At 71.5% G+C, this 26,034-nt stretch carries 29 protein-coding genes; 15 read left to right on the top strand and 14 right to left on the bottom strand.

All coding sequences use genetic code 11. From position 1 onward, the window contains the following. Window positions 1-50: 50 nt before the first annotated feature. From ABD951_RS21810 to ABD951_RS21785, 6 genes are all read left to right on the top strand, one after another. Window positions 51-719, top strand: a complete 669-nt coding sequence (locus ABD951_RS21810) for a histidine phosphatase family protein (protein WP_345350091.1) — start codon at window positions 51-53, stop codon at window positions 717-719. Then, window positions 716-1,324, top strand: a complete 609-nt coding sequence (locus ABD951_RS21805; RefSeq protein ID WP_345350088.1) for a TlpA disulfide reductase family protein — start codon at window positions 716-718, stop codon at window positions 1,322-1,324. The genes ABD951_RS21810 and ABD951_RS21805 overlap by 4 nt, the downstream gene beginning before the upstream one ends. Beyond that, window positions 1,321-2,157, top strand: a complete 837-nt coding sequence (locus ABD951_RS21800) for a cytochrome c biogenesis CcdA family protein (RefSeq protein ID WP_345350085.1) — start codon at window positions 1,321-1,323, stop codon at window positions 2,155-2,157. The genes ABD951_RS21805 and ABD951_RS21800 overlap by 4 nt, the downstream gene beginning before the upstream one ends. Beyond that, window positions 2,154-3,866 carry a cytochrome c biogenesis protein ResB gene (gene resB, locus ABD951_RS21795; protein WP_345350082.1) on the top strand — a complete coding sequence of 571 codons (1,713 nt, stop codon included), beginning with the start codon at window positions 2,154-2,156 and terminating at the stop codon, window positions 3,864-3,866. The genes ABD951_RS21800 and resB overlap by 4 nt, the downstream gene beginning before the upstream one ends. Window positions 3,867-3,884: 18 nt before the next feature. Then, complete coding sequence (gene ccsB / locus ABD951_RS21790; RefSeq protein WP_345350079.1) at window positions 3,885-4,862, top strand: c-type cytochrome biogenesis protein CcsB; 978 nt, start codon at window positions 3,885-3,887, stop codon at window positions 4,860-4,862. Between the two features lie 155 nt (window positions 4,863-5,017). Further along, window positions 5,018-6,664, top strand: coding sequence for an NTF2-like N-terminal transpeptidase domain-containing protein (locus tag ABD951_RS21785; protein ID WP_345350076.1), 1,647 nt, complete (start codon window positions 5,018-5,020; stop codon window positions 6,662-6,664). A gap of 60 nt (window positions 6,665-6,724) precedes the next feature. On the opposite strand, the gene ABD951_RS21780 is transcribed toward ABD951_RS21785, so the two are convergent. The 3 genes from ABD951_RS21780 to ABD951_RS21770 form a co-directional block, all read right to left on the bottom strand. After that, complete coding sequence (locus tag ABD951_RS21780) at window positions 6,725-6,925, bottom strand: hypothetical protein (protein ID WP_345350073.1); 201 nt, start codon at window positions 6,923-6,925, stop codon at window positions 6,725-6,727. A gap of 134 nt (window positions 6,926-7,059) precedes the next feature. After that, complete coding sequence (locus ABD951_RS21775) at window positions 7,060-8,256, bottom strand: lipid-transfer protein (protein WP_345350070.1); 1,197 nt, start codon at window positions 8,254-8,256, stop codon at window positions 7,060-7,062. Then, on the bottom strand, window positions 8,253-8,699 hold the full coding sequence (locus tag ABD951_RS21770) for a Zn-ribbon domain-containing OB-fold protein (protein WP_425569908.1): 447 nt from the start codon (window positions 8,697-8,699) through the stop codon (window positions 8,253-8,255). Before ABD951_RS21770 ends, ABD951_RS21775 begins: the two co-directional genes overlap by 4 nt. Before the next feature lie 144 nt (window positions 8,700-8,843). On the opposite strand from ABD951_RS21770, the gene ligD reads away from it, so the two are divergent. After that, window positions 8,844-9,818: a non-homologous end-joining DNA ligase gene (gene ligD, locus ABD951_RS21765; protein ID WP_345350064.1), complete on the top strand. Its 975-nt coding sequence runs from the start codon at window positions 8,844-8,846 to the stop codon at window positions 9,816-9,818. 10 nt (window positions 9,819-9,828) lie between these two features. On the opposite strand, the gene ABD951_RS21760 is transcribed toward ligD, so the two are convergent. After that, the gene (locus ABD951_RS21760; protein ID WP_345350061.1) at window positions 9,829-10,041 is read right to left on the bottom strand and encodes a BldC family transcriptional regulator; all 213 of its coding nucleotides are present in this window, start codon (window positions 10,039-10,041) and stop codon (window positions 9,829-9,831) included. A gap of 217 nt (window positions 10,042-10,258) precedes the next feature. Between ABD951_RS21760 and ABD951_RS21755 the strand changes: the two genes are divergently transcribed. Further along, the gene (locus ABD951_RS21755) at window positions 10,259-10,573 is read left to right on the top strand and encodes a DUF4229 domain-containing protein (protein WP_345350058.1); all 315 of its coding nucleotides are present in this window, start codon (window positions 10,259-10,261) and stop codon (window positions 10,571-10,573) included. Window positions 10,574-10,581: 8 nt separating this feature from the next. After that, window positions 10,582-11,673 carry an L-cysteine desulfhydrase Cds1 gene (cds1, locus tag ABD951_RS21750; protein WP_345350055.1) on the top strand — a complete coding sequence of 364 codons (1,092 nt, stop codon included), beginning with the start codon at window positions 10,582-10,584 and terminating at the stop codon, window positions 11,671-11,673. 3 nt (window positions 11,674-11,676) lie between these two features. Here cds1 and ABD951_RS21745 read toward each other — a convergent pair whose 3' ends face one another. The 4 genes from ABD951_RS21745 to ABD951_RS21730 form a co-directional block, all read right to left on the bottom strand. After that, window positions 11,677-11,985: a protealysin inhibitor emfourin gene (locus ABD951_RS21745; RefSeq protein ID WP_345350052.1), complete on the bottom strand. Its 309-nt coding sequence runs from the start codon at window positions 11,983-11,985 to the stop codon at window positions 11,677-11,679. Continuing rightward, on the bottom strand, window positions 11,982-13,160 hold the full coding sequence (locus tag ABD951_RS21740) for a M4 family metallopeptidase (protein WP_345350049.1): 1,179 nt from the start codon (window positions 13,158-13,160) through the stop codon (window positions 11,982-11,984). Before ABD951_RS21740 ends, ABD951_RS21745 begins: the two co-directional genes overlap by 4 nt. A gap of 272 nt (window positions 13,161-13,432) precedes the next feature. Then, window positions 13,433-15,322, bottom strand: a complete 1,890-nt coding sequence (locus ABD951_RS21735; RefSeq protein ID WP_345350046.1) for an ABC transporter ATP-binding protein — start codon at window positions 15,320-15,322, stop codon at window positions 13,433-13,435. 171 nt (window positions 15,323-15,493) lie between these two features. Next, window positions 15,494-15,955, bottom strand: coding sequence for a cupin domain-containing protein (locus tag ABD951_RS21730; protein WP_345350043.1), 462 nt, complete (start codon window positions 15,953-15,955; stop codon window positions 15,494-15,496). A gap of 183 nt (window positions 15,956-16,138) precedes the next feature. Here ABD951_RS21730 and ABD951_RS21725 point away from each other — a divergent pair, with 183 nt between their 5' ends. Next, window positions 16,139-16,618, top strand: coding sequence for a DUF8021 domain-containing protein (locus tag ABD951_RS21725; protein ID WP_345350041.1), 480 nt, complete (start codon window positions 16,139-16,141; stop codon window positions 16,616-16,618). Here the strand turns inward: ABD951_RS21725 and ABD951_RS21720 are convergent. Further along, on the bottom strand, window positions 16,615-16,992 hold the full coding sequence (locus ABD951_RS21720; RefSeq protein WP_345350038.1) for a winged helix-turn-helix transcriptional regulator: 378 nt from the start codon (window positions 16,990-16,992) through the stop codon (window positions 16,615-16,617). The two genes, ABD951_RS21725 and ABD951_RS21720, sit on opposite strands and share 4 nt — an antisense overlap. Window positions 16,993-17,031: 39 nt before the next feature. Between ABD951_RS21720 and ABD951_RS21715 the strand changes: the two genes are divergently transcribed. Continuing rightward, complete coding sequence (locus tag ABD951_RS21715; RefSeq protein ID WP_345350036.1) at window positions 17,032-17,427, top strand: YybH family protein; 396 nt, start codon at window positions 17,032-17,034, stop codon at window positions 17,425-17,427. A gap of 69 nt (window positions 17,428-17,496) precedes the next feature. Here the strand turns inward: ABD951_RS21715 and ABD951_RS21710 are convergent, their stop codons facing one another. Beyond that, window positions 17,497-17,799, bottom strand: a complete 303-nt coding sequence (locus ABD951_RS21710) for a hypothetical protein (protein WP_345350034.1) — start codon at window positions 17,797-17,799, stop codon at window positions 17,497-17,499. 104 nt (window positions 17,800-17,903) lie between these two features. On the opposite strand from ABD951_RS21710, the gene ABD951_RS21705 reads away from it, so the two are divergent. Together ABD951_RS21705 and ABD951_RS21700 are read left to right on the top strand one after the other, a co-directional pair. Beyond that, the gene (locus ABD951_RS21705; RefSeq protein WP_345350031.1) at window positions 17,904-18,122 is read left to right on the top strand and encodes a helix-turn-helix domain-containing protein; all 219 of its coding nucleotides are present in this window, start codon (window positions 17,904-17,906) and stop codon (window positions 18,120-18,122) included. Window positions 18,123-18,124: 2 nt separating this feature from the next. Continuing rightward, the gene (locus ABD951_RS21700) at window positions 18,125-18,712 is read left to right on the top strand and encodes a Clp protease N-terminal domain-containing protein (RefSeq protein ID WP_345350028.1); all 588 of its coding nucleotides are present in this window, start codon (window positions 18,125-18,127) and stop codon (window positions 18,710-18,712) included. 13 nt (window positions 18,713-18,725) lie between these two features. On the opposite strand, the gene ABD951_RS21695 is transcribed toward ABD951_RS21700, so the two are convergent. Beyond that, the gene (locus ABD951_RS21695; protein ID WP_345350025.1) at window positions 18,726-19,238 is read right to left on the bottom strand and encodes a GNAT family N-acetyltransferase; all 513 of its coding nucleotides are present in this window, start codon (window positions 19,236-19,238) and stop codon (window positions 18,726-18,728) included. Window positions 19,239-19,272: 34 nt separating this feature from the next. Between ABD951_RS21695 and ABD951_RS21690 the strand changes: the two genes are divergently transcribed. Then, window positions 19,273-19,650 (top strand): phage holin family protein, encoded by a 378-nt coding sequence (locus ABD951_RS21690; RefSeq protein WP_345350022.1) that lies wholly within the window; start codon window positions 19,273-19,275, stop codon window positions 19,648-19,650. 119 nt (window positions 19,651-19,769) lie between these two features. Here the strand turns inward: ABD951_RS21690 and ABD951_RS21685 are convergent, their stop codons facing one another. After that, window positions 19,770-20,639: a 1,4-dihydroxy-2-naphthoate polyprenyltransferase gene (locus ABD951_RS21685; protein ID WP_345350019.1), complete on the bottom strand. Its 870-nt coding sequence runs from the start codon at window positions 20,637-20,639 to the stop codon at window positions 19,770-19,772. A 98-nt stretch (window positions 20,640-20,737) separates the two neighbouring features. Here ABD951_RS21685 and ABD951_RS21680 point away from each other — a divergent pair, with 98 nt between their 5' ends. Continuing rightward, on the top strand, window positions 20,738-24,040 hold the full coding sequence (locus tag ABD951_RS21680) for an AfsR/SARP family transcriptional regulator (RefSeq protein ID WP_345350016.1): 3,303 nt from the start codon (window positions 20,738-20,740) through the stop codon (window positions 24,038-24,040). A gap of 47 nt (window positions 24,041-24,087) precedes the next feature. Here the strand turns inward: ABD951_RS21680 and ABD951_RS21675 are convergent, their stop codons facing one another. Together ABD951_RS21675 and ABD951_RS21670 are read right to left on the bottom strand one after the other, a co-directional pair. After that, window positions 24,088-24,912, bottom strand: a complete 825-nt coding sequence (locus tag ABD951_RS21675; RefSeq protein WP_345350013.1) for an ABC transporter permease — start codon at window positions 24,910-24,912, stop codon at window positions 24,088-24,090. After that, window positions 24,909-25,898: an ATP-binding cassette domain-containing protein gene (locus tag ABD951_RS21670; RefSeq protein ID WP_345350010.1), complete on the bottom strand. Its 990-nt coding sequence runs from the start codon at window positions 25,896-25,898 to the stop codon at window positions 24,909-24,911. The genes ABD951_RS21675 and ABD951_RS21670 overlap by 4 nt, the downstream gene beginning before the upstream one ends. Window positions 25,899-26,034: the final 136 nt, after the last annotated feature.

Here is a 26,034-nt window from a genome sequence, read left to right as displayed (position 1 = left end):
ACCGCCCGACCACACCACCAGTACCCACTTCAGCTCCCGGAGCAGCCCACGTGACCAGCCCCCAGCAGACGCCGTCCGCAGATCCCGCCGAGTCCCGCACGATCGTGCACGTGCTCCGGCACGGCGAGGTGCACAACCCGAAGGGCATCCTGTACGGGCGGCTGCCCGGCTACCGGCTGTCGGTGACCGGACAGGCGCAGGCCCGGACGGTCGCGTCGGTGCTGTCGTCGCACGACATCACCCACGTCGTCGCGTCGCCGCTGCAGCGGGCGCAGGAGACCGCGACCCCGATCGCGGACACCCACGGGCTGACCCTGGCCACCGACGACAACCTGATCGAGGCCGCGAACGACTTCGAAGGCCTGAAGGTCTCGGTCGGCGACGGCGCCCTCCGCCGGCCGCGGCACTGGTGGAAGCTGCGCGACCCGTTCACCCCGTCGTGGGGCGAGCCGTACCTGCAGATCGCGCACCGGATGCTGGCCGCGGTCAACACGGCCCGGGTCGCGGCGGTCGGGCACGAGGCGGTGTGCGTGAGCCATCAGCTGCCGGTGTGGACGCTGCGCCGGTTCCTGCAGGGCGAGCGGCTCTGGCACGACCCCCGGCACCGGCAGTGCGGCCTGGCGTCGCTGACCTCCCTCGTCTACGAGGGCGACACCCTCGTCGACATCGTCTACTCCGAGCCCGCCGGCGCGTCGGATCCGAGGGTGACCGGGGCATGACCGGCCGTCGCTTCGCGCGCGCGGGCGTGCTCGCCTGTGTCGCCGCCGTCACGGTGGCGACCGCGTCCGCGTGCGCCGGCGGCGACGACGCGGTCGCGCAGGGCGGCACGTTCGACTTCGTCTCGCCCGGCGGGCAGACGGAGATCGTCTACGACCCGCCCGCGAGCCGCGGCACCATCGGCAACCTCACCGGCGAGGACCTGATGGTCGAGGGCAAGACCACCTCGCTGTCCGACTTCGACGGCAAGGTCGTCGTGGTCAACCTGTGGGGGCAGTGGTGCGGACCGTGCCGCGGCGAGGTCGACGACCTGGAGAAGGTGTACGAGGCCACCCGCGACCAGGGCGTCGCGTTCCTCGGCATCAACGTCAAGGACCCGCAGCGGGACAAGGCGCAGGACTTCGTCACCAACAACAAGGTGGCCTTCCCGTCCATCTGGGATCCCGCGATGCGCAGCCTGACCGCGCTCGGCGGCAACTACCCGACCAGCGTGATCCCGTCCACCCTGGTGCTCGACCGTGAGCACCGGGTCGCAGCGGTGTACCTGACCGCGCTGCTCGCCGAGGACCTGCAGCCGATGGTCGAGAGGATCGCGGCCGAGCAGTGAACACCGCAACACTCGACACCGTGAACCTCGCGCAGGGGATCGGCACGACCTTCCAGAACACGGCCGCGACCGGCCCGCTCCTGCTCGCGCTCGGCGCCTGCCTCGTCGCCGGACTGGTGTCGTTCGCGTCGCCGTGCGTGGTGCCGCTCGTCCCCGGCTATCTGTCGTACCTCGCCGGGGTCGTGGGCGCGGACGCGCCCGCGGTGACGGTCGACCAGGCGAGCGTCCGGACCGAGTCGCGGGCCGCACGGATGCGGGTCGCCGGGGCGGCGGCGCTGTTCGTGGCCGGGTTCACCGTCGTGTTCGTGCTGGCCACGATGACGGTGTTCGGTGCGATGTCGGCCCTGTCGGTCAACCGGGAGATGTTCCAGCGGATCGGCGGGGTCGTGACGATCGCGATGGGCCTGGTGTTCATCGGCCTGATCCCGGCCCTGCAGCGGGACGTGCGGTTCGAGCCGCGCCGGATCTCCGGCCTGGTCGGGGCGCCGCTGCTGGGCGGGGTGTTCGCGCTCGGCTGGACGCCGTGCCTGGGACCGACGCTGACCGGTGTGCTCACCGTCGCCGCCGGCACCGAAGGCGCGACCGCGGCCCGCGGGCTGTCGCTGATGGTCGCCTACTGCATCGGCCTCGGTCTGCCGTTCGTGCTGCTGGCGTTCGGGTCGGCGAGCGCGCTGCGCGGGGTCGGGTGGCTGCGCCGCAACGCCCGCACGATCCAGATCTTCGGTGGCGTGATGCTGGTGGCCGTCGGCGTCGCGCTGGTCACCGGCGCGTGGGATGTGTTCGTCGGTTGGGTTCGTGACGCGTTCGTGTCGGAGGTGACGTTGCCGATATGACGGTCGGTGAAGAGAAGAGGACCGCGGGTCCGGACGGCCCGACCGCGGTGCCCAGGCAGTCGGCCGTCGGCCGGCTGGTGGCGCTCGGGCGCAACACCTGGCGCGGGCTGACGTCGATGCGGACCGCGCTGGTGCTGCTGTTCCTGCTGGCGGTCGCCGCGATCCCGGGTGCCCTGCTGCCGCAGCGCAGCCTGAACGCCGGGAAGGTCGACGAGTACATCGCGAACCGGCCGACACTCGGACCGCTGATGGACAAGCTCGAGCTGTTCGATGTGTTCAGCAGCTTCTGGTTCACCGCGATCTACGCGCTGCTGTTCGTCTCGCTGATCGGCTGTATCGTCCCGCGCTGCTGGGAGCACTACCGGGCGCTGCGCAGCAAGCCGGTCGCCGCGCCGCGCCGGCTGGCGCGGCTGCCGCACCACGCCGAGGCCGTCGTCGACGCCACCCCGGAGGCCGTCGCGGCCGACGCGGTGGCCCGGTTGCGCGGCTGGAAGACGGTCACCCGCACCGGCGACGAGCTGCGGGCCGGCCGGCCCGGCGAGGTCACGGTGTCCGCCGAGAAGGGGTACCTGCGCGAAGCGGGCAACCTGGTGTTCCACCTGTCGTTGGTCGGTCTGCTCGCCGCGATCGCGATCGGCAAGCTGTTCAGCTACGAGGGCAACGTCATCGTGATCGCCGACGGCGGTCCCGGCATCTGCACCACCTCGCCCGCCGTGTTCGACTCGTTCCGCGCGGGCCTCGAGGAGGACGGCCTCGGCCTGACCCCGCTGTGCGTCAAGGTCAACGACTTCACCGCCGACTACCTCGACAACGGGCAGGCCGAGATGTTCACCTCGAACGTCGACTACCAGGCCGGCGACGACCTCACCTCCAACACGTGGCGACAGGCCACGCTGCAGGTCAACCACCCACTGCGCGTCGCAGGCGACCGCGTGTACCTGCAGGGCCACGGCTACGCCCCGACGTTCACCGTGATCTTCCCGAACGGCGAGAGCCGGACCGAGACGCTGCAGTGGCGGCCCGACGACGCGACCACGTTCCTGTCCAGCGGCGCGATGCGGTTCGACCCGCCCGGCGGCCTCTACCCGGACGAGACGGAGCGGCGCAAGAACCAGATCGGCATCGAGGGCCTGTTCGCGCCGAGCGCGCTGTTCCACGGGAACCTGCTCTCGTCGGACTACCCGGCGCTGACCGACCCGGCGGTCGCGATCGACATCTACAAGGGCGACACCGGTCTCGACACCGGCAACCCGCAGTCGATCTTCTCGCTCAGCAAGGAGCTGGTGAACCAGGGCCGGATGGTCAAGCAGGACCGGGTGAACCTGCGGCCGGGCGAGTCGACGACGCTCGCCGACGGCACCGTGGTGCGGTTCGACGGGGCGAAGGACTTCGTCAACCTGCAGGTTTCGCACGATCCCGCGCAGCAGTGGGTGCTGGTGTTCGCGCTGACGATGATGGGCGGCCTGCTGGTGTCGCTGGTGGTCAAGCGTCGCCGCATCTGGGTGCGGGCCTACGTCGCACCCCCGACCGAGGATGCCGACACGGTGTCGGATACATTGGCGCCGGAACAACGACGTACCGTAGTGGAGCTGGGCGGCCTCGCCCGAACCGACCAGGCCGGCTGGGGTGACGAGTTCGACCGGCTCGCCGCCCGGGTGCTCGACGACCTGGGCCGGTCCACCGACACACCGACAGACAGCCGCGCCTGACGCGCAGGAGAGAGAACCATGCCGATCAACGAGACCCTGGCGCAGTACAGCGACCTGGCGTTCCAGTCCGCGTTCGCGGTGTTCGTCCTGGCGTTCGTGCTCCTGATCGCGCAGTACGCGACCACGCGGGCGCGCGCCGTCCAGGAGCGCGAGGCGCGAGAGCTGGTCGCGGCCGGAACCGCGCCCGCCCCGCCGCAGGTTCCCGGCCGGGTGACCGACCCGCAGGACAAGCCGTGGTCCGAGCGCCTCGGCAACATGGCGATGTCCGTCCTGGTGGTCGGCGTCGTGCTGCAGCTCGCATCGATCGTGCTGCGTGGCTTTGCGACCGAGCGGTTCCCGCTCGGCAACATGTACGAGTTCGTGAGCATGGCGACCGCGACGGCGACCGCGGTCGGGCTGGTGCTGCTGCGCAAGCCGGCGTACCGGTCGCTGTGGGCGTTTCTGCTGATCCCCGTGCTGATCCTGATGTTCCTGGCGGGCACCGTGCTGTACGCCGACGCCGCGCCGGTGGTTCCGGCCCTGCGCTCGTACTGGCTGCCGATCCACGTGACGATCGTCAGCGTCGGCAGCGGCATCTTCATGGTCGGCGGTGTCGCGAGCCTGATGTTCCTGCTGCGGGTGCGTCAGCCCAAGGGCGAGGAGTCGCCCGGCGTGTGGGGCAAGATCGCCGCCCGCCTGCCCGACGCCCAGACGCTCGACCGGCTCGCCTACAAGTCGACGATCATCGCGTTCCCGTTGTTCGGTGCCGGCATCATCCTCGGCGCCATCTGGGCCGAGGCGGCGTGGGGCCGGTTCTGGGGCTGGGATCCGAAGGAGACGGTGTCGTTCATCGCCTGGGTGATCTACGCGGCGTACCTGCACGCCCGCGCGACCTCCGGATGGCGTGACACGCGGGCCGCGTGGATCAACGTCGCGGGCTTCGTCGCCATGCTGTTCAACCTGTTCATCATCAACATGGTGGTGTCGGGTCTGCACTCGTACGCGGGTCTCACCTGACCCACGCCCGACCGGGTGGGCGGCCTTGTCCAGAGAATCGTGATCACGATTTGATGCCGAATGTCGCAACGTGTCACGGAACCGTGGCGGAGTTGTGACCACTTAGCCCCCGTGAGCGCATGCACGAGACCCGTCGGGTATCGGATGATCGACACATGCGGACGGGTAGGGGGCGACTTCGGGTCTGGAACGCACTCGCGCTCGGCGTCGCAGTGGTGCTCGGTGTGGGAGTCGTCTCCGGGGTACTGACGAGACCGAAGACCGATGCCCAGTCGGTGCTCGACCGGTACGTGAGTGCCATCAACCACGGCGATGTCGACGCCGCGGCCGACCTGACGTCCTATCCGAATGCGGCGAAGAGCTCGATGTCGCAGGCGTTCGACGCGCTGTCGCCGGAGCGGGTGCACTTCGACGTCAACCAGATCATCGACCTCGACGCGGACTCGGGGATGTTCAACGCCGTCGCCACCTGGGACCTCGGCAAGGACCGGACCTGGACCTACAACGTCGACGGCTGGGTCCGGAACCTGTCCGTCGGGTGGCGGGTGTCCTGGAATCCGGCGACGTTCATGCCCGGCCTGGGCAACGGGCGCACCGTCCGCCTCGACCGCACCGACGCCGCCCCGCCGACGGTGACCGACATCGCAGGCACCCCGATGATGACCGAGCAGACGATCAACGCGATCCGCCTCGATCCGGCGCGGACCCCGGACCAGGTCGCGAGCACCGCGGCCCTCGCGAAGGCGATCGAGCCGGTCGCCCCGCTGATCACCGCGCAGTCGCTGCAGCAGGATCTCGCGGCCGCCAAGGGGCAGGCGATCACCGCCGTGAACCTGCGCGACGCCGACTTCGCCGTGCTCGAGGACCGGCTCCGCCCGATCCCCGGGGTCGTGGTCGAGTCGCGGCCCAAGCTGATCACGATCGACCGCCGCGTCTACGGTCCGGTGGTCGACGCGATGCGCACGGTCTGGCAGGCGAACCGTGATGCGACGGCCGGGTGGGCGATCAACGCCGTCGAACCGAACGGCGCGACGGTCCGGCTGACCGGCTACCAGGGCCCGCCCGGCCCCGACATCCGGTCGACGATCGATCCGCGGCTGCAGCTGGCGGCCGAGGACGCCGCGGTCAGCGTCGGCACGCCGGCGGCGATCGTCGCCGTGCAGCCGTCCACCGGCGCGATCGTCGCGGTCGCGCAGAACAACCAGGCCACCGACCTCGGCCCGATCGCGTTCACCGGCCTGTACCCGTCGGGGTCGACCCTCGACCTGGTCCGTGCCGCGGCGACCGCCCAGAACACCGACCTCGAGCGCGCGGCCAAGCAGCTCGGGCTCGGACTGAACTACACGATCCCCGGCCTCGACCAGCAGACCGCGTCGTTCGGCGGCGGCGGCCCGAACCTGATGCGGGCGGCGTCGGACCGCCGGACCGAGGACCAGGTGACCGTCAGCCCGTTCGGGATGGCACTGGTCGCGGCGTCGATCGCGCGCGGTGCGCCGACCGTCCCGGTCATCGCGGCCGGTCAGTCCGCCACCACCGACGGCACGATGTCGCAGCTGCCCGGTCCGGTCACCGACCAGCTGCGCGGAATCATGCGCGACACCGTGCACCGGGGCCCGGCGAACCTCCTCGCCGGCTACGGCGACCTGATCGGCGCCACCGGCGCCCACGACGGCGACCGCTGGTTCTACGGCTCGCGCGGTGACCTGGCGTTCGCGGTGTACATCCAGGACGCGGACGGCGGCGACCAGGCGGTCAAGATGACCGACAGGATGTTCACGGCGCTGGCGAAGCCCCCGCAGTGATCAGCACGGTGACCCGGTCACCGTGCCCGTCCCGAGGGTCGCTCGTGCACCGGGCAGAGGTCACTCGGTCGGATCTCCCGGGGTGCCGTCCGACGTGTCCCCGGTCCGGCGATGGTTCTGGCGGTCGACCTTCCACAGGAATTCCGGGTCGTCGTCCGGTCCCTGCACGCGACCGGCCGGCCTCTGCAGGTCGGGTCCGAATGCCTTCCACAGCAGCACGGCGAGCGTCACCAGTACGATGAGCGCCAACAGGTAGATCACGACGCACCTCCTTTCCTCAAGGCTAGTCGCGGCCTCGGCGTTCGTCGCCCACCTGTCCACCCGCCGACGACGAGGGCGCCGTCGTGCTCGGCGGACCGAGACGACGGCGCCCTGAGGCCGTACGGGTGGGGGGATCAGACGGCGACGATCACCGACGAGCCGTGACCGAACAGACCCTGGTTGGCGGTGATGCCGATGCGGGCACCCTCGACCTGGCGGCCCTCGGCCTGGCCGCGCAGCTGCCAGGTGAGCTCGCAGACCTGGGCCAGCGCCTGCGCGGGGACGGCCTCACCGAAGCAGGCCAGACCGCCGGACGGGTTGACCGGGATGCGGCCGCCGATCGTGGTGTCCCCGGCGCGGAGCAGGTGCTCGGCCTCGCCGCGCTTGCACAGCGCGAGGTCCTCCATCCAGTCCAGCTCGACCGAGGTCGCCAGGTCGTAGACCTCGGCGACGTCGACGTCCTCCGGCGCGATGCCCGCCTCTTCGTAGGCGGCGTGGCCGATGGACTCCTTGAACGTGCGCTCCGGTGCCGGGACGGCCGAGGCCGACTCGGTGGAGAAGTTCGGCATGTCCATGATGGTCTGCGGGAACGTCGGGGTGACCGTCGAGATCGCCTTGATCCGGACCGGGTCGACGATGCCCTTCTTGCGGGCGTACTCCATCGACGTCAGCACGATCGCGGCGCCGCCGTCGGAGGTGGCGCAGATGTCGAGCAGGTGCAGCGGGTCCGCGACCATCGGCGACGCCAGCACGTCCGCGGCGGCGACCTCCTTGCGGTACCGCGCGTACGGGTTGTTCAGGCCGTGCTTGGCGTTCTTGACCTTGACCGCGGCGAAGTCCTCGACCGTCGCGCCGTACAGGTCGATGCGCCGGCGGGCGTTCAGTGCGAAGTAGCCGGGGTTGGTCATGCCCATCAGGCGGAACCGCAGCCAGTCCGGGTCGTCCCAGCGCTCACCGGCATTGGGGGCGAGGAAGCCCTTCGGAGTGGTGTCGGCGCCGACGACCAGTGCGACCTCGGACAGGCCGGCGAGGATCCGCGCGCGGGCGGTGTCGAGGGCCTGGGCGCCGGTCGCGCACGCCGCGTAGGAGGTGGCGACGCGGGCGCCGTTCCAGCCGAGGGCCTGCGCGAAGGTGGCGCCGGCGACGTATCCGCCGTAGCCGTTGCGGACGGTCTCGCCGCCGACGATGTAGTCGACGTCCTGCCAGTCCACGCCGGAGTCGGCCAGGGCGGCGCGGGCCGCGGCGACGCCGTACTTGACGAACGGCTGGCCCCACTTGCCCCAGGCGTGCATGCCGACGCCGAGGATCGCCACATCGTGGTTGCTGCTCATGCCTGTGCCCCGTTCTGTGCGGTGACCGGCTTCCAGCGCCAGATCGTGCGCTCACCGGTGTCGTCGGTGTAGAGGGTCTCGACGACCAGCTCCACCTCGTTGCCCACCTTCAGGTCCGCGACGCCGTAACCGTCGGCGACCTGACCCAACACGACCAGGCCCTCCGCCAGCTCGACCGCGGCCAGCGCGAACGGCACGTACGGATCGGAGGTCGGGATGTACGGGGCCGGCGGCTTGTACTGCGCGTCGGTGTACGACCAGACGGTGCCGCGGCGGGAGAGCTCGACGTCCTCGAACTCCTCGCCGGAGCACGCCGGGTTCTTGCAGAAGGTGGTTTCCCGGGGGAAGGAGATCGTGCCGCAGGACCGGCACGAGCTTCCGATCAGGGCCGGCTCGGGGCCGGTGGTGAACCAGCCCTCGACGGCGGGGGTCGCGTCGCTCATCAAGTCCTCATCTGCAGGGGCAAGACCCGGCTCGGGTGATCGTCACGAGACGGGTGGAACACGTTGCAGTATTACACGATGCCGGCCCGTCGAGGGGCTGTTGATCCCACCCACCGGGCCCTGACTTCGGGGTAACTTGGCGGCATGGCCGCAGCCGCCGCGGGCGCCGCCGTCCCGATCGAGGTCGGGGGCAGGACGGTCCGTGTCTCGCATCCCGACCGCGTCTACTTCCCGGCGACCGGGGCCACCAAACTCGACCTGGTCCGGTACTACCTCGCGGTCGGTGACGGCATCGTCCGCGCACTGCGCGAGCGGCCGTGCATGCTGCACCGTTTCCCGGACGGCCTGGCGGGGGAGAAGGTGCATCAGAAGCGGGTGCCGCGCGGCGCGCCGCCCTGGCTGCAGACGGTGCGCGTGCACTTCCCGCGGTACGACCGCAACGCCGACGAGCTGTGCGTCACCGAACTCGCCGACGTGATCTGGGCGGTGCAGATGTCGACGGTCGAGTTCCACCCGTGGAACAGCCGGCGCGCCGACGTCGAGAAGCCCGACGAGTGGCGCATCGACCTGGACCCGATGCCGGACTGCGGCTGGGACCGGGTGCGCCGCGTCGCGGGAGTCGTGCACGAGATCCTCGACGAGCTCGGGGCGGTCGGGTGGCCGAAGACGTCGGGTGGCCGCGGCCTGCACGTCTACGTGCGGATCCCGCCCGCCCACGGCTTCGCCGAGGTGCGCCGGGCTGCGCTCGCGTTCGCCCGGGAGGTCGAGCGGCGGGCACCCGACGACGCGACCACGACCTGGTGGCGCCGGGACCGGGACCCGGCGGCGCTGTTCGTGGACTACAACCAGAACGCGCGCGATCACACGATGGCGGCGGCCTATTCGGTGCGCGGGGTGCCGACCGCACGGGTGTCCGCGCCGATCCGGTGGGACGAGGTCGACCAGGTGGTCCCGGACGACTTCACGCTCGAGACGATGCCGGCCCGCTACAGGCGGCTGGGCGATCTCCATGCCGGCATCGACGACGCGGTGTTCGACCTCGCGCCGCTGCTCGCGTGGGCCGACCGGGACGACCGGGACGGCATCGCGGCCCCGCCCGAACCCGAACGGGCCGAGTGAACCGGTGGTGTCAGCGCGCGGTGGCCTCGGTGGTCAGCGACTGCAGCAGTGCCATCACCTCGGACTCGCGGAACCGGCGATGTCCGCCCGGGGTGCGCAGGGATCCGAGGCGTCCGGCGTGTGCCCATCGCGTCACAGTCTTGGGATCGACGTGGAAGAGGGCGGCCACCTGGCCAGGGGTGAGCAGAGATTCCTGGGTGGCGTGGAACGCGGGGACGCTCATCGAGATCCTCCCTGAGGCTGGTCGGGCACCGCCGCTGCGGCGGCGGTGCTTGCGGACAGTGCGCACATGGTGGCACCCGACCCCTCGGGTACTCGAACCGTCTAACTTCGGTAAAGGGGAGGTAATTCGCAAAACGGATAAGTCTGGCAGAGCGTCCAGTTACCGCCTGCCGACAGCGACGACGGCGGCCCCGGCCCCGGGTCGGTAACCTGGGAGAGTGACTGACTCGACCCCCGCCCCCACACCGTCGAACGCGAAAGGCAAGCTCGCCCGCGACCTCGCGCTCTACACCGTCGCGCGACTGGGGCTGGTGGTGGTCATCGCCGCGCTCATCCTCGGTGGCAGCAAACTCGTCGGCGTCGACGTTCCGCTGCTGGTGGCACTGATCTTCGCGGTGATCATCGCGCTCCCGCTGTCGCTGGTGCTGTTCAAGTCGCTGCGCGTCCGGGTGAACGAACAGATCTCGGCGGTCGACGCGCAGCGCCGCCGTGATCGCGAGGACCTCCGGTCGAAGCTCCGCGGCGAGAAGTGACCGCCGAGGTGACCCCCACCGTCGTCGATCACAGCCGCCCGCGGGACTGGCTCGAGGGCGCGGTCCGGCTGATCGACGCGGACGCGCAGCGCAGCGCCGACACTCACCTGCTGCGGTATCCGCTGCCGCCCGAGTGGAATCTGCACCTGTACCTCAAGGACGAGTCGACCCACGTCACCGGCAGCCTCAAGCACCGGCTGGCGCGGTCGCTGTTCCTGTACGCGCTGTGCAACGGCTGGGTCACCGAGGACACCCCCGTCATCGAGGCGTCGTCCGGGTCCACCGCGGTCAGTGAGGCGTACTTCGCCAAGCTGCTCGGGCTCGACTTCGTCGCCGTGATGCCGCGCAGCACCAGCCCCGCGAAGATCGCGCTGATCGAGGCGCAGGGCGGGCGCTGTCACTTCGTGGACCGGCCCGCGGAGATATACACCGAGGCGCAGCGGCTGGCCGCCGAGGTCGGCGGGCACTACATGGACCAGTTCACGCACGCCGAACGGGCCACCGACTGGCGCGGCAACAACAACATCGCCGAGAGCATCTTCCAGCAGATGCGGCTCGAACAGCACCCGATCCCCGAGTGGGTGGTCGTCGGCGCAGGCACTGGCGGCACCAGCGCCACGATCGGCCGCTACATCCGCTACCGCAGGCACTCGACCCGCCTGCTGGTGGTGGATCCGGAGAACTCGGCGTTCATCGGCGGCTACGAGACCGGGTCCTGCGACCACCAGACCGGGATGCCCTCCCGGATCGAGGGAATCGGTCGTCCCCGCGTCGAACCGTCGTTCGTCGGCCAGGTGGTGGACCGGATGGTCACCGTCCCCGACGCCGCGTCGATCGCCGCGGCACGGCACGCCAGCACGGTGCTCGGCCGCCGTGTCGGCGGATCGACCGGCACCAACCTGTGGGGTGCGTTCTCGGTGCTCGCCGAGATGCTCGCCGCGGGCCGCTCCGGCAGCGTCGTCACCCTGATCTGCGACGGCGGCGAACGCTACGCCGGCACCTACTTCGACGACGACTGGGTCCGCGGGCAGGGCCTTTACCTGGCCCCGCCCGCTGCCGTCCTGGAGACGTTCACCGCCACCGGCCGCTGGACCGGGTGACGCTCACCCGCTCACCCCTCCGAGCAGGTCGAGCAGTCGCCAGAACGCCGGCGCGTCGTCGCCGTCCGCGTGGCTCATCTCCCGGGTGCGGCCGGCGTCGCCGACCTCCACGCGGTACGTCACCGCGTCCGGCACCCGTCGCGTGGGGCGGGCGGCCGGTCGGCGCCCGTCCTCCGTCAACGCGTCCCGGGCCGCGTCGGCGAGGACGGTGGCGGTGTCCGCGGGCAGGTCGTCCGTGTCCACCACCGTCGGAGGCAGGCCCGCCGTGACGGTCGCGGCGAACCCGCCGATCCGCGTGATCGTGATCCTCACGCGGGGCTCATCCGCACGGCATCGAGCCGCTCGGTGATCCGATCGAGTTTGGCCGACAACGCCGCGATCTGGTCGGCCAGCCCGGGCACGTCAGCGGCGGCCGGGGCAGCCGGCGCCGTCACCGTCCGGATGCCGACCTGATCCCAGGCGCGGCGGACCGCGTCACGTTCGGGGCTCGTCGTGCCGCACAGTTCGCCGGCCTTGGCGTCGGTGAGGTCGGCGAAGGCCTGGAATCCGGTGCTCGCGTTCGCGGCGAGCAGGGCCGCGTACCAGATGTGCCCGGCCGCCTCCCAGGCCTTGCCGCCGATCCCGATCGCGGCGAGGCAGAACGCCTTGTTCGGGATGCCCGAGTTGATGTGCACGCCGCCCCAGTCGCCGTCGGCGCTGACCGGCAGGTGCACGAACCTGCTCATGTGGTCGGGTTGCGGGTCGGGTCGTCCGAACACCGACGCGTTCCACGCGGTGCCCGGCGCCTTCATCGACCGCAGCGCGTCGGCCTGGATGCTCGGGGTGAACACCTCGGCGCCGATCAGCCAGTCGGCGTCGGCGGCGTCCTGGCCGGCCCGCCACTGCTTCACCAGTGACCCGAAGACGTCGGAGATCGACTCGTTCAGCGCGCCCGGCTGACGTTCGTACTGCAGCCCCGCGGTGTGCTCGGTGACGCCGTGGGTGAGTTCGTGGGCGATCACGTCGATCGACAGCGTGAAGTCGGCGAAGATCTTCCCGTCGCCGTCACCGAACACCATGTGGGCGCCGTCCCAGAACGCGTTGTTGAACTGTCTCCCGTAGTGCACGTAGCCGTTCAACGCCATGCCCTCGCCGTCGACGGAACTCCGTTGCAGCACGGAGCGATAGAAGTCGCGGGTGGCGCCGAGGCCGTCGAACGCCCGCAACACCGCTGGGTCGGAGCTCGTGCCGCCGTCCTCGTCGAGGACCTGGACCGCGGAGTTGACGTTCGTGGACGTGCGGCAGTCGAACACGGTGCGGCGTCCGCCGTCGGTCGACGCGGCCGCGGTGAGTCCCAGCTCCGCGGCGAGTGAGCGGCGCCCGCGCAGGTGTTCGGTCGTGACCATCGTGGCCAGGGCCGCCCGCCGGACGTCGCTGTCCGAGTTCTCGACCAACTGCTCGAGCAAATAGGGCGGAACGATGCAGCCGAAGTGGGGTGAGGTGTACATCGGTGGTCCTCTGTGAGGTGTCGTGGGGTGTCGGACGAATCCGTCGGTGCGACCGACAGCGCCGGGCCGGACCTGCCGGCGGCGGTGAACCGGAGGCCGCGGACACATCGGCGGACCTCCGAGGTCGTGATCCGACACCACCGAGTCTCGGCATCCGCCGAGGGTGTGTCACGAGTACTGCACTACTCGAATCCCCGCACTCCGTCGTGCACGTCCGGACCCACCGTGTCCGGACGTGCACGATGCTGTGTCGATCAGCGGGGCGGGTCGATTCAGCGAGCCGGGGCGTGTTCGTCGACGTCGGTGTCGGCGAACTGGGTCCGGTACAGGTCCTCGTAGCGGCCGCCGGCCGCGAGCAGTTCGGTGTGGGTGCCGCGTTCGACGACCCGGCCGTCCTCGACCACCAGAATCTGGTCCGCGGCGCGGATCGTGGACAGCCGGTGCGCGATCACGACCGAGGTGCGTCCGGTCAGCGCCTCGCCGAGGGCCGCCTGGACCGCGGCCTCCGAGGTGGAGTCCAGGTGCGCGGTGGCCTCGTCGAGGATCACCACCCGGGGGTGTGCGAGCAGCAGTCGCGCGATGGTCAGGCGTTGCCGCTCACCACCGGACAGCCGGTAGCCGCGTTCGCCGACGACGGTGTCGAGCCCGTCGGGCAGCGCCCGGATCAGTTCCGTGAGACGGGCCCGGCCGAGCACCTCCCACAGTTGGTCGTCGGACGCCCCGGGCCGGGCCAGCAGCAGGTTCGCACGGATCGAGTCGTGGAACAGGTGACCGTCCTGGGTGACCATGCCGACCGTCGCGCGGATCGAGTCCGCGGACAGGTCGCGCACGTCGACCCCGCCGAGCCGGACCGCGCCGGAGTCGGTGTCGTACAGACGCGGCACGAGCTGGGCGATCGTCGACTTGCCCGCTCCGGACGAGCCGACCAGCGCGACCATCTGTCCCGGCTCGGCGTGGAACGACACCTCGTGCAGCACCTCGACCCCGCCGCGGGTGTCGAGCGACGCGACCTCCTCGAGCGAGGCGAGCGACACCTTGTCCGCGGACGGGTACGCGAACCGGACGCTGTCGAACTCGACGGACACCGGACCGTCCGGCAGGGCGCGGGGGTGGTCGGGTTCGTCGATCAGCGGCTTCAGGTCGAGCACCTCGAAGACCCGCTCGAAGCTGACCAGGGCACTCATCACCTCGACACGGGCGGAGGCGAGCGAGGTCAGCGGAGCGTAGAGGCGGGTCAACAGCAGGGCCAGCGCGACCACCGAACCGGCCTCGAGCCTGCCGTGCAGCGCGTACCAGCCGCCGAGGCCGTAGACCAGGGCGAGCGCCAGCGCCGACACCAGGGTCAGCGAGGTCACGAACGCGGACTGCGTCATCGCGGTGCGCACCCCGATGTCGCGGACCCGGTGCGCGCGGACCTCGAACTCCGCGGACTCCTCGCGGGGGCGGCCGAACAGTTTGACCAGGGTGGCACCCGGCGCGGAGAAGCGTTCGGTCATCTGGGTGCTCATCGACGCGTTCAGGTTGGCGGCCTCGAGCTGCAGGCCCGCCATCCGGGTGCCGATCCGGCGGGCGGGCAGGACGAACACCGGCAACAGCAGCAATGCCAGAATCGTGATCTGCCAGGAGATCCCGAGCATGACGACGAGCGTCAACATCAGGGTCACCACGTTCGCGACGACTCCGGAGAGGGTGTCGCTGAACGCGCGCTGGGCGCCGATGACGTCGTTGTTGAGCCGGCTGACCAGCGCACCGGTCCGGGTGCGGGTGAAGAAGGCGATCGGCATCCGCTGCACGTGGTCGAACACCGACGTGCGCAGGTCGAGGATCAGGCCCTCGCCGATGCTCGACGACAGGTAGCGGTTGTACAGCCCGAGCGCGGCCTCGATCACGGCGATCACCGCGATCGTGACGGCGAGCCCGACCACCACGCCGGCGTCGGTGCCCTTCACGATCGCGTCGACCACGCGGCCGGCGAGCACCGGCGTCGCGACCGCGAGTGCCGCGCTGGCGACACTGACGACGAGGAACAGCGCGATCCTGGTGCGGTGTGGCCGGGCGAATCCGAGGATGCGGCGCAGGGTCGCCATCGAGAACGGCCTGCGGTCGTCGCGGGCGTTCATCATCCGGTACATCGAGTGCCAGGCAACCGATTCCATGCTCATGACCGGACTCCGTTCCCGGTGCTCGCGGCGCCGATGTTCACTGTGGTTCCCCCTCGCGTCAGTGCTGACAGGTGCAACGCTACGGCCCGGGTCCGACATACCCGGATCGAGCGGCAACGACGAGGGTAAAACCTCGAGTGAACTTCAGGTCAAGCGATCATTCGGGTCGGCTCAGGGGCAGTGGGCGGGGGCGTCGGTCAGCAGCGGCGCGCCCTTGGGCAGCATGGTCACCAGCATCACGACGACCGGCGTGGTGCCCGTGTTGAGTCCGACGTGATCGGCGTCCGGCGTCTCGGCGACCGTCGAACCCGCCGGTGAGGTCACCCGGGTGCAGTCCGCCATCACTCGCGTCAGGGTCCCGCTGACCACCATTCCGTCGACGTGGCCGGCGTGGCTGTGCCACCCCGTCGTGCCCCCGGGAGCGATCTCGAGGCGGCGCACCGCGACCTCCACCGTGCCGGTGGTGGGCGGGTGGCCCGGTGGGGTGGGCAGCAGGGCGCCGGGCACGTCGAACTGGGTGAGCGTCTGCACACTCACCCCCGACGACGGGGTCGCCAGTGCCGGGGCGGCGGTTCCGAGTGCACACACGGCGGTGACGGCCGCGAGCTGGGAAAGCGTGGTCACGGTTCGCATGTCCAGTCCGTTCGGTTCGTGAGGAACCGGGCGGCGGCGGGGCGGGATGTCCCGCGGCCCGGCTCTCGCCTCCCTCGATGGTCGCGCATCCGGCCCGTTTCCGCGGCTGAACGGGCGCGAGGTCCGCGCCGGGTCCGACCCGATCGCATCGCTTCTGGAACAGGTTCTAGCTACGATCCGTCCATGCGCACTCGTCGAGCCCTCGCTCTGTCCGCCGCGGGCGCCGCTGTCGCGGCTGCCGTGATCGTCCTGGCGGCCGGTCCCGCCGCCGCCGCGCCCGGCGTCACCGACGCCCCGGGAGCGGGCGCCGACACTCCCCGCCAGGCCGTCGCCCGCGCCTACATCGAGGCGCTGGTCTCCCACGACGCGAGCAAGGTCGCGTTCGCCCCGGATGCGACCCGCGTCGAGGCCGGCCTCAAGACCGGCTTCAACGGGCCGCAGATGACCCGCGACCTCGAGTACGGTCCGCAGTACCGCGTCATCCAGTCGATCCGCGACCTGCGGATGTCCGAGGCGGGGGACGTGGTCACCACCACCTACCTGCTGGACTCCGGCCTCGCGGGCACCCGGTTGATGACCGTCGAGATCACCGAGACCTTCGTGGTGCCGGACGGCACGATCCACGCGATCGTCGCGCACATCACGCCGAAGTCGGTGCTCTAGGGGGTCGTCCCCAGCGCCTGCTGCAGCCGCTGCCCGGTGCGGTAGAGCTCGATCAACAGCGGTCGCAGCTGTTCGCCGGCCGGTGTCAGCGCGTACTCGGTTCGGGCGGGGAACCCGCGTCGGACCCTCCGCTCGACGAGTCCGGTGTCGACGAGGTGCCGCAGCCGGTCGGTGAGCACCTTGTCGCTCAGCGTCGGCAGGCCGGCGCGCACCTCCCCGTACGAGAGCGGGCCGGGCATCAGGTCGCGCAGGACCAGGGTCGTCCACCGCCCGGCCACGGCCCCGAGCGCGACCTCGACGGGGCAGGTCGGTTCCGGTCGCCGGCTGCGGCCGAGCCGGTCGGGAACCAGGTCGCGGTCCCACGCGCGGCTCACCGTTTGGTGAGCCACGCGGGCGGGCGGTTCTGTGACCGCATGAGCATCGACAGCCATGAGTTCAGTCTGACCGACGACCCGGCGCGGCACCCGGCGGTGTTCGCCGCCGCGTTCAACAGCGGCGACCCGGCCGCCGTCGAGGCGGTGTACGAGGACCTCGGGGTGCTGGTGCCGGAGCCGGGCCGCCCGGTCGTCGGGGCCGGCCGTGCCGCCGCGAACGCGCGGTTCCAGGGGCTCGGCCTGCCCATCGACGTACGGCCGCGGCACGTGTACGTCGCCGACGACATCGCACTGCTGATCGTCGACTGGTCGATCCGCGGTCGGGGTCCGGACGGGTCGGACGTCGACATCTCCGGGACCGCGACCGACGTCGCCCGTCGGGGTGCGGACGGGAAGTGGCGGTACGTCATCGACAACCCGTTCGGAACGGCCTGACCGGCGCCGCGCGGTCAGCGGCCCGGCGAGTGATCGTCTCGCCGGGCCGCCTCGGCTCCGGGTGGCCGGCTAGCCCTTGGCGATCAGCTGGGACGCGAGCGCGGTCCCGGCGGCGGCGACTCCGACGGCCGGCCAGGCGCCGATCTTCTTCGCGAGCGGGTGGGAGCCGCCGAACGCGCCCACATAGGTGCCGACGAGCGCCGCGGTGCGGGCGGGCCCGGAGGTGCGGGCCCAGTGCGTCCCGCAGACCGCGCCGGCGGCCGCGAGCACGGCACCGCCGAGCGGGCGGATGCCGGTCTGCCGGGCGACGGCGTACCCACCGACGAGGCCGCCCGCGGCGAGGGCGGAAACGGCGGTCTTGGACAGTGCCATGGATTCTCCTTCTGAAGGTGTGTCCGACTCGAACCCACGGTAGCCGCGCACCGCCGGTGTCAACCTTCATTGACACCGGCCGCGTGTCAACCTAAATTGACATCATGACCGAGGCGACGAATCTGGCGGCAGCGGCGGGCAGCCCCGACCCGAAGGTGGGGCTGCGGGCGGTGCTCGCGCTGCGCCGGCTGCTCGAGCGGCTCGAGGCGGTGCAGGTCCAGAACGCCCGCGACCAGGGGTGGTCGTGGCAGGCGATCGCCGACTCGCTCGAGGTCAGCAGGCAGGCCGTGCACCAGAAGCACAACAGGAGAGGGCGGAAGTGACCATGTTCGAACGATTCACCACGGCAGTGCGCTCGGCGGTCGTCCTGGCGCAGGGCGAGGCGAAGGACCTGTCCGCACCGCAGATCGGGCCGGAGCACCTGCTGATCGGTCTGCTCGTCGTGGAGGAGGGGTCGCCGCTCGGCGCGATGTGCGCCGACGTCGGGCTGACCGCCGCCGGGGTCCGCGGCGACCTCGTCCGCGGCGGTGTCGCGGACCGGCCGCTCGACGCCGAGGACGCCGAGGCGTTGCGGTCCATCGGTATCGACCTCGACGCGGTGCGCGAGAGCGTCGAGGCCAGCTTCGGCGCGGACGCGCTCGACCGCCCGCCGGCCGGCGTCGAGGACACCGATCGGCGGGGCTGGTTCTCCCGGCGGATCGGGCACACCCCGTTCACCCCCGAGGGCAAGAAGGCGATCGAGCTGGGACTGCGGGAGGCCCTCGCCCGCAAGGACTCCGAGATCCGCTCCGAACACCTGATGCTGGGCCTGCTGCGGGGCGCGGGCCGCGACGTCGTCGCGGTGATCGAACCGCACGTCGCCCCGGCGGAGCTGCGCCGTCGAGTCGTCGCGCTGCTCGACCGCGCGGCCTGACTCCGGAGGGCGCTCAGCGCACGGCGGCCGGCGGGCGGCGCAGGGCGAGGCGGGGCCAGGCGTCCAGGCCGCGGGCCGCCTCGCCGGCGCGGATCGCGCGCAGCTGCGGCCCGACCTCGGCGTCCGGGATCGGCTCGAATCCCAGCCGGCGGTAGTACGGCCCGTTCCACGGGACCTCGGCGTAGGTGGTCAACGTCAGCCACCGATCGCCGCGCACGGCGGCCCACCGCGCGACCTCCTCGATCAGCTCCGCGCCCAGACGGCGACCCGCCCAGCGCGGATCGACCGACACCTGCTCGAGGTGTGCGGTGCCGTCGACGACGTCGGCGACCGCGTATCCGGCCACGGCGCCCTCGACGGTCGCCACCCAGAGCCGTCCGTCGCGCAGGGCCGGTTCGAGTTCGGCGACGGTCGGCGGCGCGTCGTCGGCGACGAGGGTCATGCCGAGCTCACGGAACGGTGCGCCGGCCGCGACCTCGATCGCAGGCAGCAGTGTGAGGTCGGCTGCGGTCGCGCAGCGAATCATGCGTCCTCCTGGACGGGTGTGTCAGCATGGGCGCATGAGTTTCCTGGTGCGCCTGGCGATCAATGCGATCGCGATCTGGCTGGCGTCGGAGTGGGTTGCCGGCATCGCGATCGCGACCGGCGACAACGGCAACCCCGTCCTCGTCGTGTTGTTCGTCGCGTTGGTGTTCACAGTGGTCAACGCCTTCGTCAAGCCGATCGTGCAACTGCTGTCGCTGCCGTTGCTGATCCTCACTCTCGGACTCTTCACCCTGGTGATCAACGCGTTGATGCTGTTGCTGACGGCGTGGATCACCGAGACCACGGGCATCGGCATCACGGTCGACGGGTTCTGGACCGCGGTCTGGGGCGCGCTGATCATCTCGATCGTCAACTTCGTGCTCAGTGCGGTGATCCCCAGCGCCAAGCGCTGACACCGGGCGGAACGGGCCGGCCCGGGCCCGCTCCCGACCTTCCCGAATGGGCCGTTCCCTCACCTCGGGCGACCGAATGGGCCATTCGGGAACATGCAGGGGGAACGAGCGGGTGCGGGTCAGCCGAGCCCGAGCGCGAGACCGGTGGCCGCGCCCCAGACGAGCATCGCCGCGCCGGTCCCGGCCAGGGCCGGGATCAGCGCCAGGCCCTGGCCGCCGGACCGGACCGGGGCGTTGGCCTTGACCGCGAGCGGCAGCGCCAGCAGGCCCACCAGCGCCCACGGGGTGCGGATGACGAGCACGAGCGTCACGATGAACGGCACGACCAGCAGCGCCAGGTGCAGGGTGCGGGTGCGGGCGTCGCCGAGGACCACCGCCAGGGTGCGTTTACCGGACTCGGTGTCGGTGGGGATGTCGCGCAGGTTGTTCGCGACGAGCACCGCGGACGAGAACGAGCCGACCGCGACCGCGGTCACCGCGCCGGCCCAGTCGATCCGTCCGGCCTGCACGAACTGGGTGCCGAGCACGGCGACGAGCCCGAAGAACACGAACACCGCGATCTCGCCGAAGCCGCTGTAGCCGTACGGGTTCGACCCGCCGGTGTAGTACCACGCACCGAGGATGCAGACGGCTCCGACGAGGATCAGCCACCACGCCGATGCCAGCGCCAGCGCGATCCCCGCGACCGCCGCGACCCCGAAGCACGCGAACGCGGCACGCTTGACCGCCGCCGGGGACGCGAGCTTCGAGCCGACCAGCCGCAGCGGGCCGACCCGCTCGTCGTCGGTGCCCCGGATGCCGTCCGAGTAGTCGTTGGCGAAGTTCACGCCGACGATCAACGCCATCGACACCACCAACGCCAGCAACGCCTTCCACCACACCGCACCGCCGATCGACGCGGCCGCGCCGGTGCCGGCGAGCACCGGCGCGATCGCGTTCGGCAGGGTGCGCGGGCGGGCGCCTTCGATCCACTCGGAAACTGAAGCCATGCCCCGATCCTTTCACCACCGGGTGACCGGCCCGTGCACCCGCCGGGCGCGGCGCCGGGGCGGCAGGAACACGGGGGCGTGCCCTAGCATGGGCGCCGGTGCAACCCGACACGAACGAACCCGCGGCGCTCTCGTCCACCGGCGTCGAGGTGGCCCTGCTGGGGGAGGTGGCGACACGGCGCGGCGGCCGGCTGGTGCCGCTCGCGGGAACGCGCGCCCGCAGCCTGCTCGTCGCGTTGGCGCGCCGGCCCGGCCGGTTCCGCAGCGCGCAGGCGCTGATCGAGGACGTCTGGGGTGACGCCCCGCCGCGGTCGCCGGTGAACGCGCTGCACACCCAGATCTCCCGGCTGCGGGGCGCGTTGCCTGCCGGTGTCCTCGAGAGCGGCGCGGCCGGCTACCGACTGGACCTGACCCGGGCGCAGGTCGATCTGACCCTGGCGCGGGCCTTCGAACAGCGCGCCCGGCAGCAACACGCCGACGGCGACCACCTCGGCGCCGTCGACACCGTCCGGCGCGCCCGGGTGCTGTGGCGGGGCGAGCCCGGGACCGACCTGCCGCCCGGTGAGGCGGCCCGCGACCTCGCCGACGAGGCCGCGCTCCGCGCGACAGCGCTGGACTCCGTCGAGCTCGCCGCGCTCGTCGCGGCCGGCGACCTGCGCCAGGCCTTGCCGCTGGCGCGGGCCGCGGCGGACCGCGACCCCCTCGGCGAGCAGGCGCACGGCGAGCTGATGCTCGTGCTGTACGGCCTCGGTCTCGGGAACGAGGCACTCGAGGTCTACGCCGGTCTGCGGCGGCGGCTCGCCGACCGGCTCGGCGCCGATCCCGCCACGCGGCTGGTGGACCTGAACACCGCGATCCTGACGGGGACCGAACCGGTGCCGGGGCACCGCGGTGCACCGGCACCGATCGAACCAGGCCCCGTTGCGCCGCAACCGGTTCCGTCCTCGGTGGGGCTGCGCGCGGCACCGAACACCCTGCTCGGGCGGGATGCCGACCTCGCCGCGATCGAGGAGCTGCTGGCCGCCGGACGGGTCGTCACCGTCCTCGGCCCCGGCGGCACCGGCAAGACACGCGTCGCCCACGAACTCGGACTGCGGGCCCGCGTACCGGTCGCGCTGGTGGAACTGGCGTCGCTGCGCAGCGGGGCCGACGTCGCCGCCGCGATCAGCGCCACCCTCGGGGTCGGCGAGGTCGAGCTGGCCCCGGGAACGAGCCTGACCCGGGCCCGGATCCACGACGCGCGGGAACGACTGCGGGACGCGCTGTCCGCGCGGCCGTCGCTGCTGATCCTCGACAACTGCGAGCACCTGATCGACGACGTCGCCGAGGTGGTCGCGGACCTGGTCGCCGCGAGCGACCGGGTGACGGTTCTCGCGACCAGTCGGGCTCCGATGGCGATCACCGCGGAGGCCGTGTACCCGTTGCCACCGCTGGAGATCGACGAGAGCGGTTCGCCGGCAACGGAACTGTTCCGGGTCCGTGCCCAGGCGGTGCGCCCGTCGGTGCGGCTCGAACCGGATGCGGTGGCGCGGCTGTGCCGGACCCTCGACGGCCTGCCGCTGGCGATCGAACTTGCCGCGGCGCGGGTGCGCACGATGAGCGTCGAGGACATCGGCGCCCGGCTCACCGACCGGTTCGCGCTGCTGCGCTCGGGCGACCGGACGTCGCCGCGCCGACACCGCACCCTGCACGCCGTCATCGAGTGGAGCTGGAACCTCCTCGAACCCGATCAGCGTGTCGCGCTGCGCAGGCTGTGCCGGTTCCCGGCGGGTTTCACGATCGACGCGGCCACCGCGGTCGCGCAGTGGGGTGACGTCGGCGATGCCGCGGCCGCGGTCGACGGGCTGGTCACCCAATCCATGCTGACGGTCGTCGAGAACGAGCACGGACTGCGTTACCACATGCTCGAAACGGTGCGCGAATTCGGCGAGGAGCAACTGGCACTGGCCGGGGCGGCGGAGGCCGACGAGGTCGCCGAGCGCACCTTCGGCTGGGCGGAACGGTTCGGCCTCGATGCCGTCGACGGTTTTCGCGGCGGTGACCAGGTGGCGGCGGCGCACGCCGTCGACGCCGAGCACGACAACCTGCTGGCGGTGCTGCGACAGGCGCTGGCGGCCGGGGCGGACCGGGTGGCGCTGACCGTGTTCCCGGTGCTCGGGGTGCTCTGGTCGCTGCGCGGTGCGCACTCCGAGGTCGGGCTGTGGGCACCGCGCATCCTCGGTCTCGATCCCCGCGGCGCCCAGCTGCGGGAGGTGCCCGGCGACTGCCTGGCCGCCGGATATCTGCTGATCGCCGGTCACGCGGCGTTCGGGGGCGTCAGTCGCGCACTCGCGGTGGCGCGTGTCCGGCTGCGGGAGATCGTCCGCACTCGAACCGATCTCGATCCGGGGATCGCGTTCGGCGCGGCCCTGCTCGTGCGCCCGGCCACGGGCCGGGGGATCGCGCGGATGCTCGCCGACGCGGTCCGCGACCCGGACCCGTCGGTGCGGGGGGTGGCCCTGATGGCCCGGGCGAACCTGCGGGAGAACAGCGGCGACCTGTACGGCTCGCGCACCGACGGTGTGGCGGCTCTGGCGCTCGCCCGCGCCGCCGGTCAGGCGTGGTCGGTGTCGATGGCGTGTCAGCACCTCGGCAGCCTCGCCGGGCAGGCCGCTCGATACGAGGACGCGGTCGACCTCTACCGCGAGGGCGCCGACCTGATGCGGGACCTGCACGCGATCGAGGAATCCGCCGCGGTCCGCAGCTACATTGCCGGGGCGCTCGTCGGGTTGGGCCGGATCGACGAGGCCCGAGCCGAACTCGACCTGGCCGGGCCGCTCGTCGACCGTCCCGTGGGCGCGTCGGGTCGACCGGGCGTCGACCAGGGGACCGCGTCGATCGCCGCCGGCCGGGCCGAGGTGGACCTGGCCTCCGGAGACGTCGACGCCGGACTGCGCGGGTACCGGAGCGCACTCGCGTCGGTGGGGTGGCCGGATTCGGGGGTCGGGGACAGCCCGGATCCGTTCGGCCTGATGGTGATGTCGGCGGCGGTCGACGCGCACGTGCTCGCGGGGCGGGCCGCCGCGGTCGCGGACGTCGTGGACTGGTTCACCGCGCGCGTGGTGGTCCAGCTCGGCCCCGAGGGCTATGCGGACCTGCCGCAGACGGGTGCCGTCGCGTGTGCGGTCGGCAGCTACGACATCGAGACCGGCCGCCCGGAGGCCGGGCTGCGGTTGCTGGCATTGGCCACGAGAATCTCACCGCGGCAGGACTTTCCGGTCATGCAGCTGACCCGGCACCTGGACCGGGCCCGAACCGCGCTCGGTGGATCCCGCGTCGACGCCGCGCTGGCCGCGGTCTCCGGTCTGCCCCGTCGGCACGCCCGTGAGCTGATCCTCGATGTGCTCCGCGCCCGTGAGTGAGTCTCACCCGACCGGGGTGACACTCACTCACGGGTGGCGCGGCCGCACTACGCCTTGCGCATGTACGCGCGGACGGTGATCGGGGCGACGATCACGACGATGACCGCGGCGCCGAGCAGGGACCACACCACGGAGATCCCGAAGTGCCCGTCGTTGGTCAGATCGCGCACCGCGGTCACCAGGTGCGAGACCGGGTTGACGTTCACGAACGCCTGCATCCAGCCCGGCATCGTGTGCGCCGGGACGAACGCGTTGGACATGAAGGTCAGCGGGAACAGGATCAGCATCGAGATGCCCTGCACGGCCGAGGCCTTGTTCATCAGCACACCCATCAGCGCGAAGATCCAGCTGATCGCGAACGCGCACACGATCACGAGCAACCCGGCGACGACGAGGCCGAGCGGGTCGGGGCGGTAGCCCATCGCGTAGCCCATCGCGAAGGTGATCGTGGTCGCGATCGTGTACCGGACGACGTCCGACAGCAACGCACCGGCGAGCGGTGAGATCCGCGCGATCGGAAGGGATTTGAACCGGTCGAACACGCCCTTGTCCATGTCCTCGCGGAGCTGCGTGCCGGTGACGACGGACGCGGTGATCACGGTCTGGACGAGGATGCCGGGGATGATGATCGGCAGGTACGAGGCGACGTCACCGGAGATCGCGCCGCCGAAGATGTAGGTGAACATCACCGTGAAGATCAGCGGCTGGATCACCACGTCGAAGAGTTGCTCGGGATTGTGCTTCAGCTTGAGCAGGCCGCGGCGGGCCATCGTCAGCGACTGGGTAACGGTGTCCGTCAGGCTCACGGAGCGGGTGGCGGGCGCGGCCGGGGTGGTGACGCGCCGGGTGTCGGGGGTGAGGGTGGTGGTCATGCGACGCTCCGTTCGGTGTCGGCGGCGGCCGTGTCGTCGGCGGCGCCGTGTCCGGTGATGGTGAGGAAGACCTCGTCGAGACTCGGCTTGCTGACGGTGATCTCGTCGACCGCAATCCCGTTGTCGCGCAGGCGGATGAGCAGCTCGGGGGTGACGGAGGGGTCGGTCAACGGGGCGGTGAGGCGGCCGGCCTCCGGGCTGACCACGACATCGACGCCCAGGGCTTCGGTGAGAAGCGCCCGGGTCGGTTCGAGGTCGGCCCGGTCGACGACGCTCAGCTGGAGCGACGACGTCCCCACCGACGCCTTGAGTTCGTCGGCGGTGCCGTCGGCGATCACGCGCCCGCGGTCGATCACCGCGATCCGGTCCGCCAGCTGGTCGGCCTCGTCGAGGTACTGCGTGGTCAGCAGCACGGTCGATCCCTCGGCGACCAGACGCCGGATGGTGTCCCACATCTGCGCGCGGGTGCGCGGGTCCAGGCCGGTGGTCGGCTCGTCGAGGAACAGCAGCGGCGGACGGGAGATCAGGCTGGCAGCCAGGTCCAGACGTCGCCGCATGCCGCCGGAGAAGTACTTGAGTGCCTTGCTCGCCGCCTCGGTCAGGGCGAACTCCTCCAGCAGTTCGGCGGTCTTGCGTCGTGCGTCGGTACGGCTCAGCCCCAGGAGGCGGGAGAAGATCATCAGGTTCTCGGTGGCCGTGAGGTCCTCGTCGACGGACGCGTACTGGCCGGTGACGCCGACGAGCGAGCGCACCGCGGTCGGTTCGGCGACGACGTCGTGCCCGAAGATCCGGGCCTGGCCGGCGTCGGGTTGCAGCAGGGTCGCGAGCATCCGGATGGTGGTGGTCTTGCCGGCGCCGTTGGGGCCGAGCACGCCGTAGACGGAACCGGTGGGGACCGTGAGGCTGACCCCGTCGACGGCGGTGAACTCACCGAAACGCTTGACGAGTCCCTCCGCCTCGATGGCGGGGGAGGTCGCGTGGCTCATGCGGTGTCCTTTCGGATCGGGTTGCTGATGCCACCCTGCAGGCCGCCCCTTGCACGGCCCTTGCACCGCCCTTGCACGCCCTTTCGTGCCCCTCCCCGGATGCTCCCAACGGGGTTCGGTGGCCATGTCGGGGCAC

Origin of the sequence: Rhodococcus olei (genome assembly GCF_039540555.1) — a bacterium.
In the GTDB taxonomy this organism is placed as follows: Bacteria; Actinomycetota; Actinomycetes; order Mycobacteriales; family Mycobacteriaceae; genus Rhodococcus_G; species Rhodococcus_G olei.
Note: the sequence above shows the minus strand (reverse complement) of the source record. Positions and strands in the feature narration are given on the sequence as shown.

What these genes read in the sequence shown, in the direction of transcription:
- ABD951_RS21740 (WP_345350049.1), bottom strand. Translation starts at nt 13,160, where the DNA reads ATGTACACCTCACCCCACTTCGGCTGCATCGTTCCGCCCTATTTGCTC.
- ABD951_RS21670 (WP_345350010.1), bottom strand. Translation starts at nt 25,898, where the DNA reads ATGAGCCACGCGACCTCCCCCGCCATCGAGGCGGAGGGACTCGTCAAG.
- ccsB (WP_345350079.1), top strand. Translation starts at nt 3,885, where the DNA reads ATGCCGATCAACGAGACCCTGGCGCAGTACAGCGACCTGGCGTTCCAG.
- ABD951_RS21685 (WP_345350019.1), bottom strand. Translation starts at nt 20,639, where the DNA reads ATGGCTTCAGTTTCCGAGTGGATCGAAGGCGCCCGCCCGCGCACCCTG.
- ABD951_RS21715 (WP_345350036.1), top strand. Translation starts at nt 17,032, where the DNA reads ATGAGCATCGACAGCCATGAGTTCAGTCTGACCGACGACCCGGCGCGG.
- ABD951_RS21775 (WP_345350070.1), bottom strand. Translation starts at nt 8,256, where the DNA reads ATGAGCAGCAACCACGATGTGGCGATCCTCGGCGTCGGCATGCACGCC.
- ligD (WP_345350064.1), top strand. Translation starts at nt 8,844, where the DNA reads ATGGCCGCAGCCGCCGCGGGCGCCGCCGTCCCGATCGAGGTCGGGGGC.
- ABD951_RS21675 (WP_345350013.1), bottom strand. Translation starts at nt 24,912, where the DNA reads ATGACCACCACCCTCACCCCCGACACCCGGCGCGTCACCACCCCGGCC.
- ABD951_RS21700 (WP_345350028.1), top strand. Translation starts at nt 18,125, where the DNA reads ATGTTCGAACGATTCACCACGGCAGTGCGCTCGGCGGTCGTCCTGGCG.
- ABD951_RS21785 (WP_345350076.1), top strand. Translation starts at nt 5,018, where the DNA reads ATGCGGACGGGTAGGGGGCGACTTCGGGTCTGGAACGCACTCGCGCTC.
- ABD951_RS21710 (WP_345350034.1), bottom strand. Translation starts at nt 17,799, where the DNA reads ATGGCACTGTCCAAGACCGCCGTTTCCGCCCTCGCCGCGGGCGGCCTC.
- ABD951_RS21770 (WP_425569908.1), bottom strand. Translation starts at nt 8,699, where the DNA reads ATGAGCGACGCGACCCCCGCCGTCGAGGGCTGGTTCACCACCGGCCCC.
- ABD951_RS21735 (WP_345350046.1), bottom strand. Translation starts at nt 15,322, where the DNA reads ATGAGCATGGAATCGGTTGCCTGGCACTCGATGTACCGGATGATGAAC.
- ABD951_RS21705 (WP_345350031.1), top strand. Translation starts at nt 17,904, where the DNA reads ATGACCGAGGCGACGAATCTGGCGGCAGCGGCGGGCAGCCCCGACCCG.
- ABD951_RS21725 (WP_345350041.1), top strand. Translation starts at nt 16,139, where the DNA reads ATGCGCACTCGTCGAGCCCTCGCTCTGTCCGCCGCGGGCGCCGCTGTC.
- ABD951_RS21805 (WP_345350088.1), top strand. Translation starts at nt 716, where the DNA reads ATGACCGGCCGTCGCTTCGCGCGCGCGGGCGTGCTCGCCTGTGTCGCC.
- ABD951_RS21730 (WP_345350043.1), bottom strand. Translation starts at nt 15,955, where the DNA reads ATGCGAACCGTGACCACGCTTTCCCAGCTCGCGGCCGTCACCGCCGTG.
- ABD951_RS21690 (WP_345350022.1), top strand. Translation starts at nt 19,273, where the DNA reads ATGAGTTTCCTGGTGCGCCTGGCGATCAATGCGATCGCGATCTGGCTG.
- ABD951_RS21760 (WP_345350061.1), bottom strand. Translation starts at nt 10,041, where the DNA reads ATGAGCGTCCCCGCGTTCCACGCCACCCAGGAATCTCTGCTCACCCCT.
- resB (WP_345350082.1), top strand. Translation starts at nt 2,154, where the DNA reads ATGACGGTCGGTGAAGAGAAGAGGACCGCGGGTCCGGACGGCCCGACC.
- ABD951_RS21695 (WP_345350025.1), bottom strand. Translation starts at nt 19,238, where the DNA reads ATGATTCGCTGCGCGACCGCAGCCGACCTCACACTGCTGCCTGCGATC.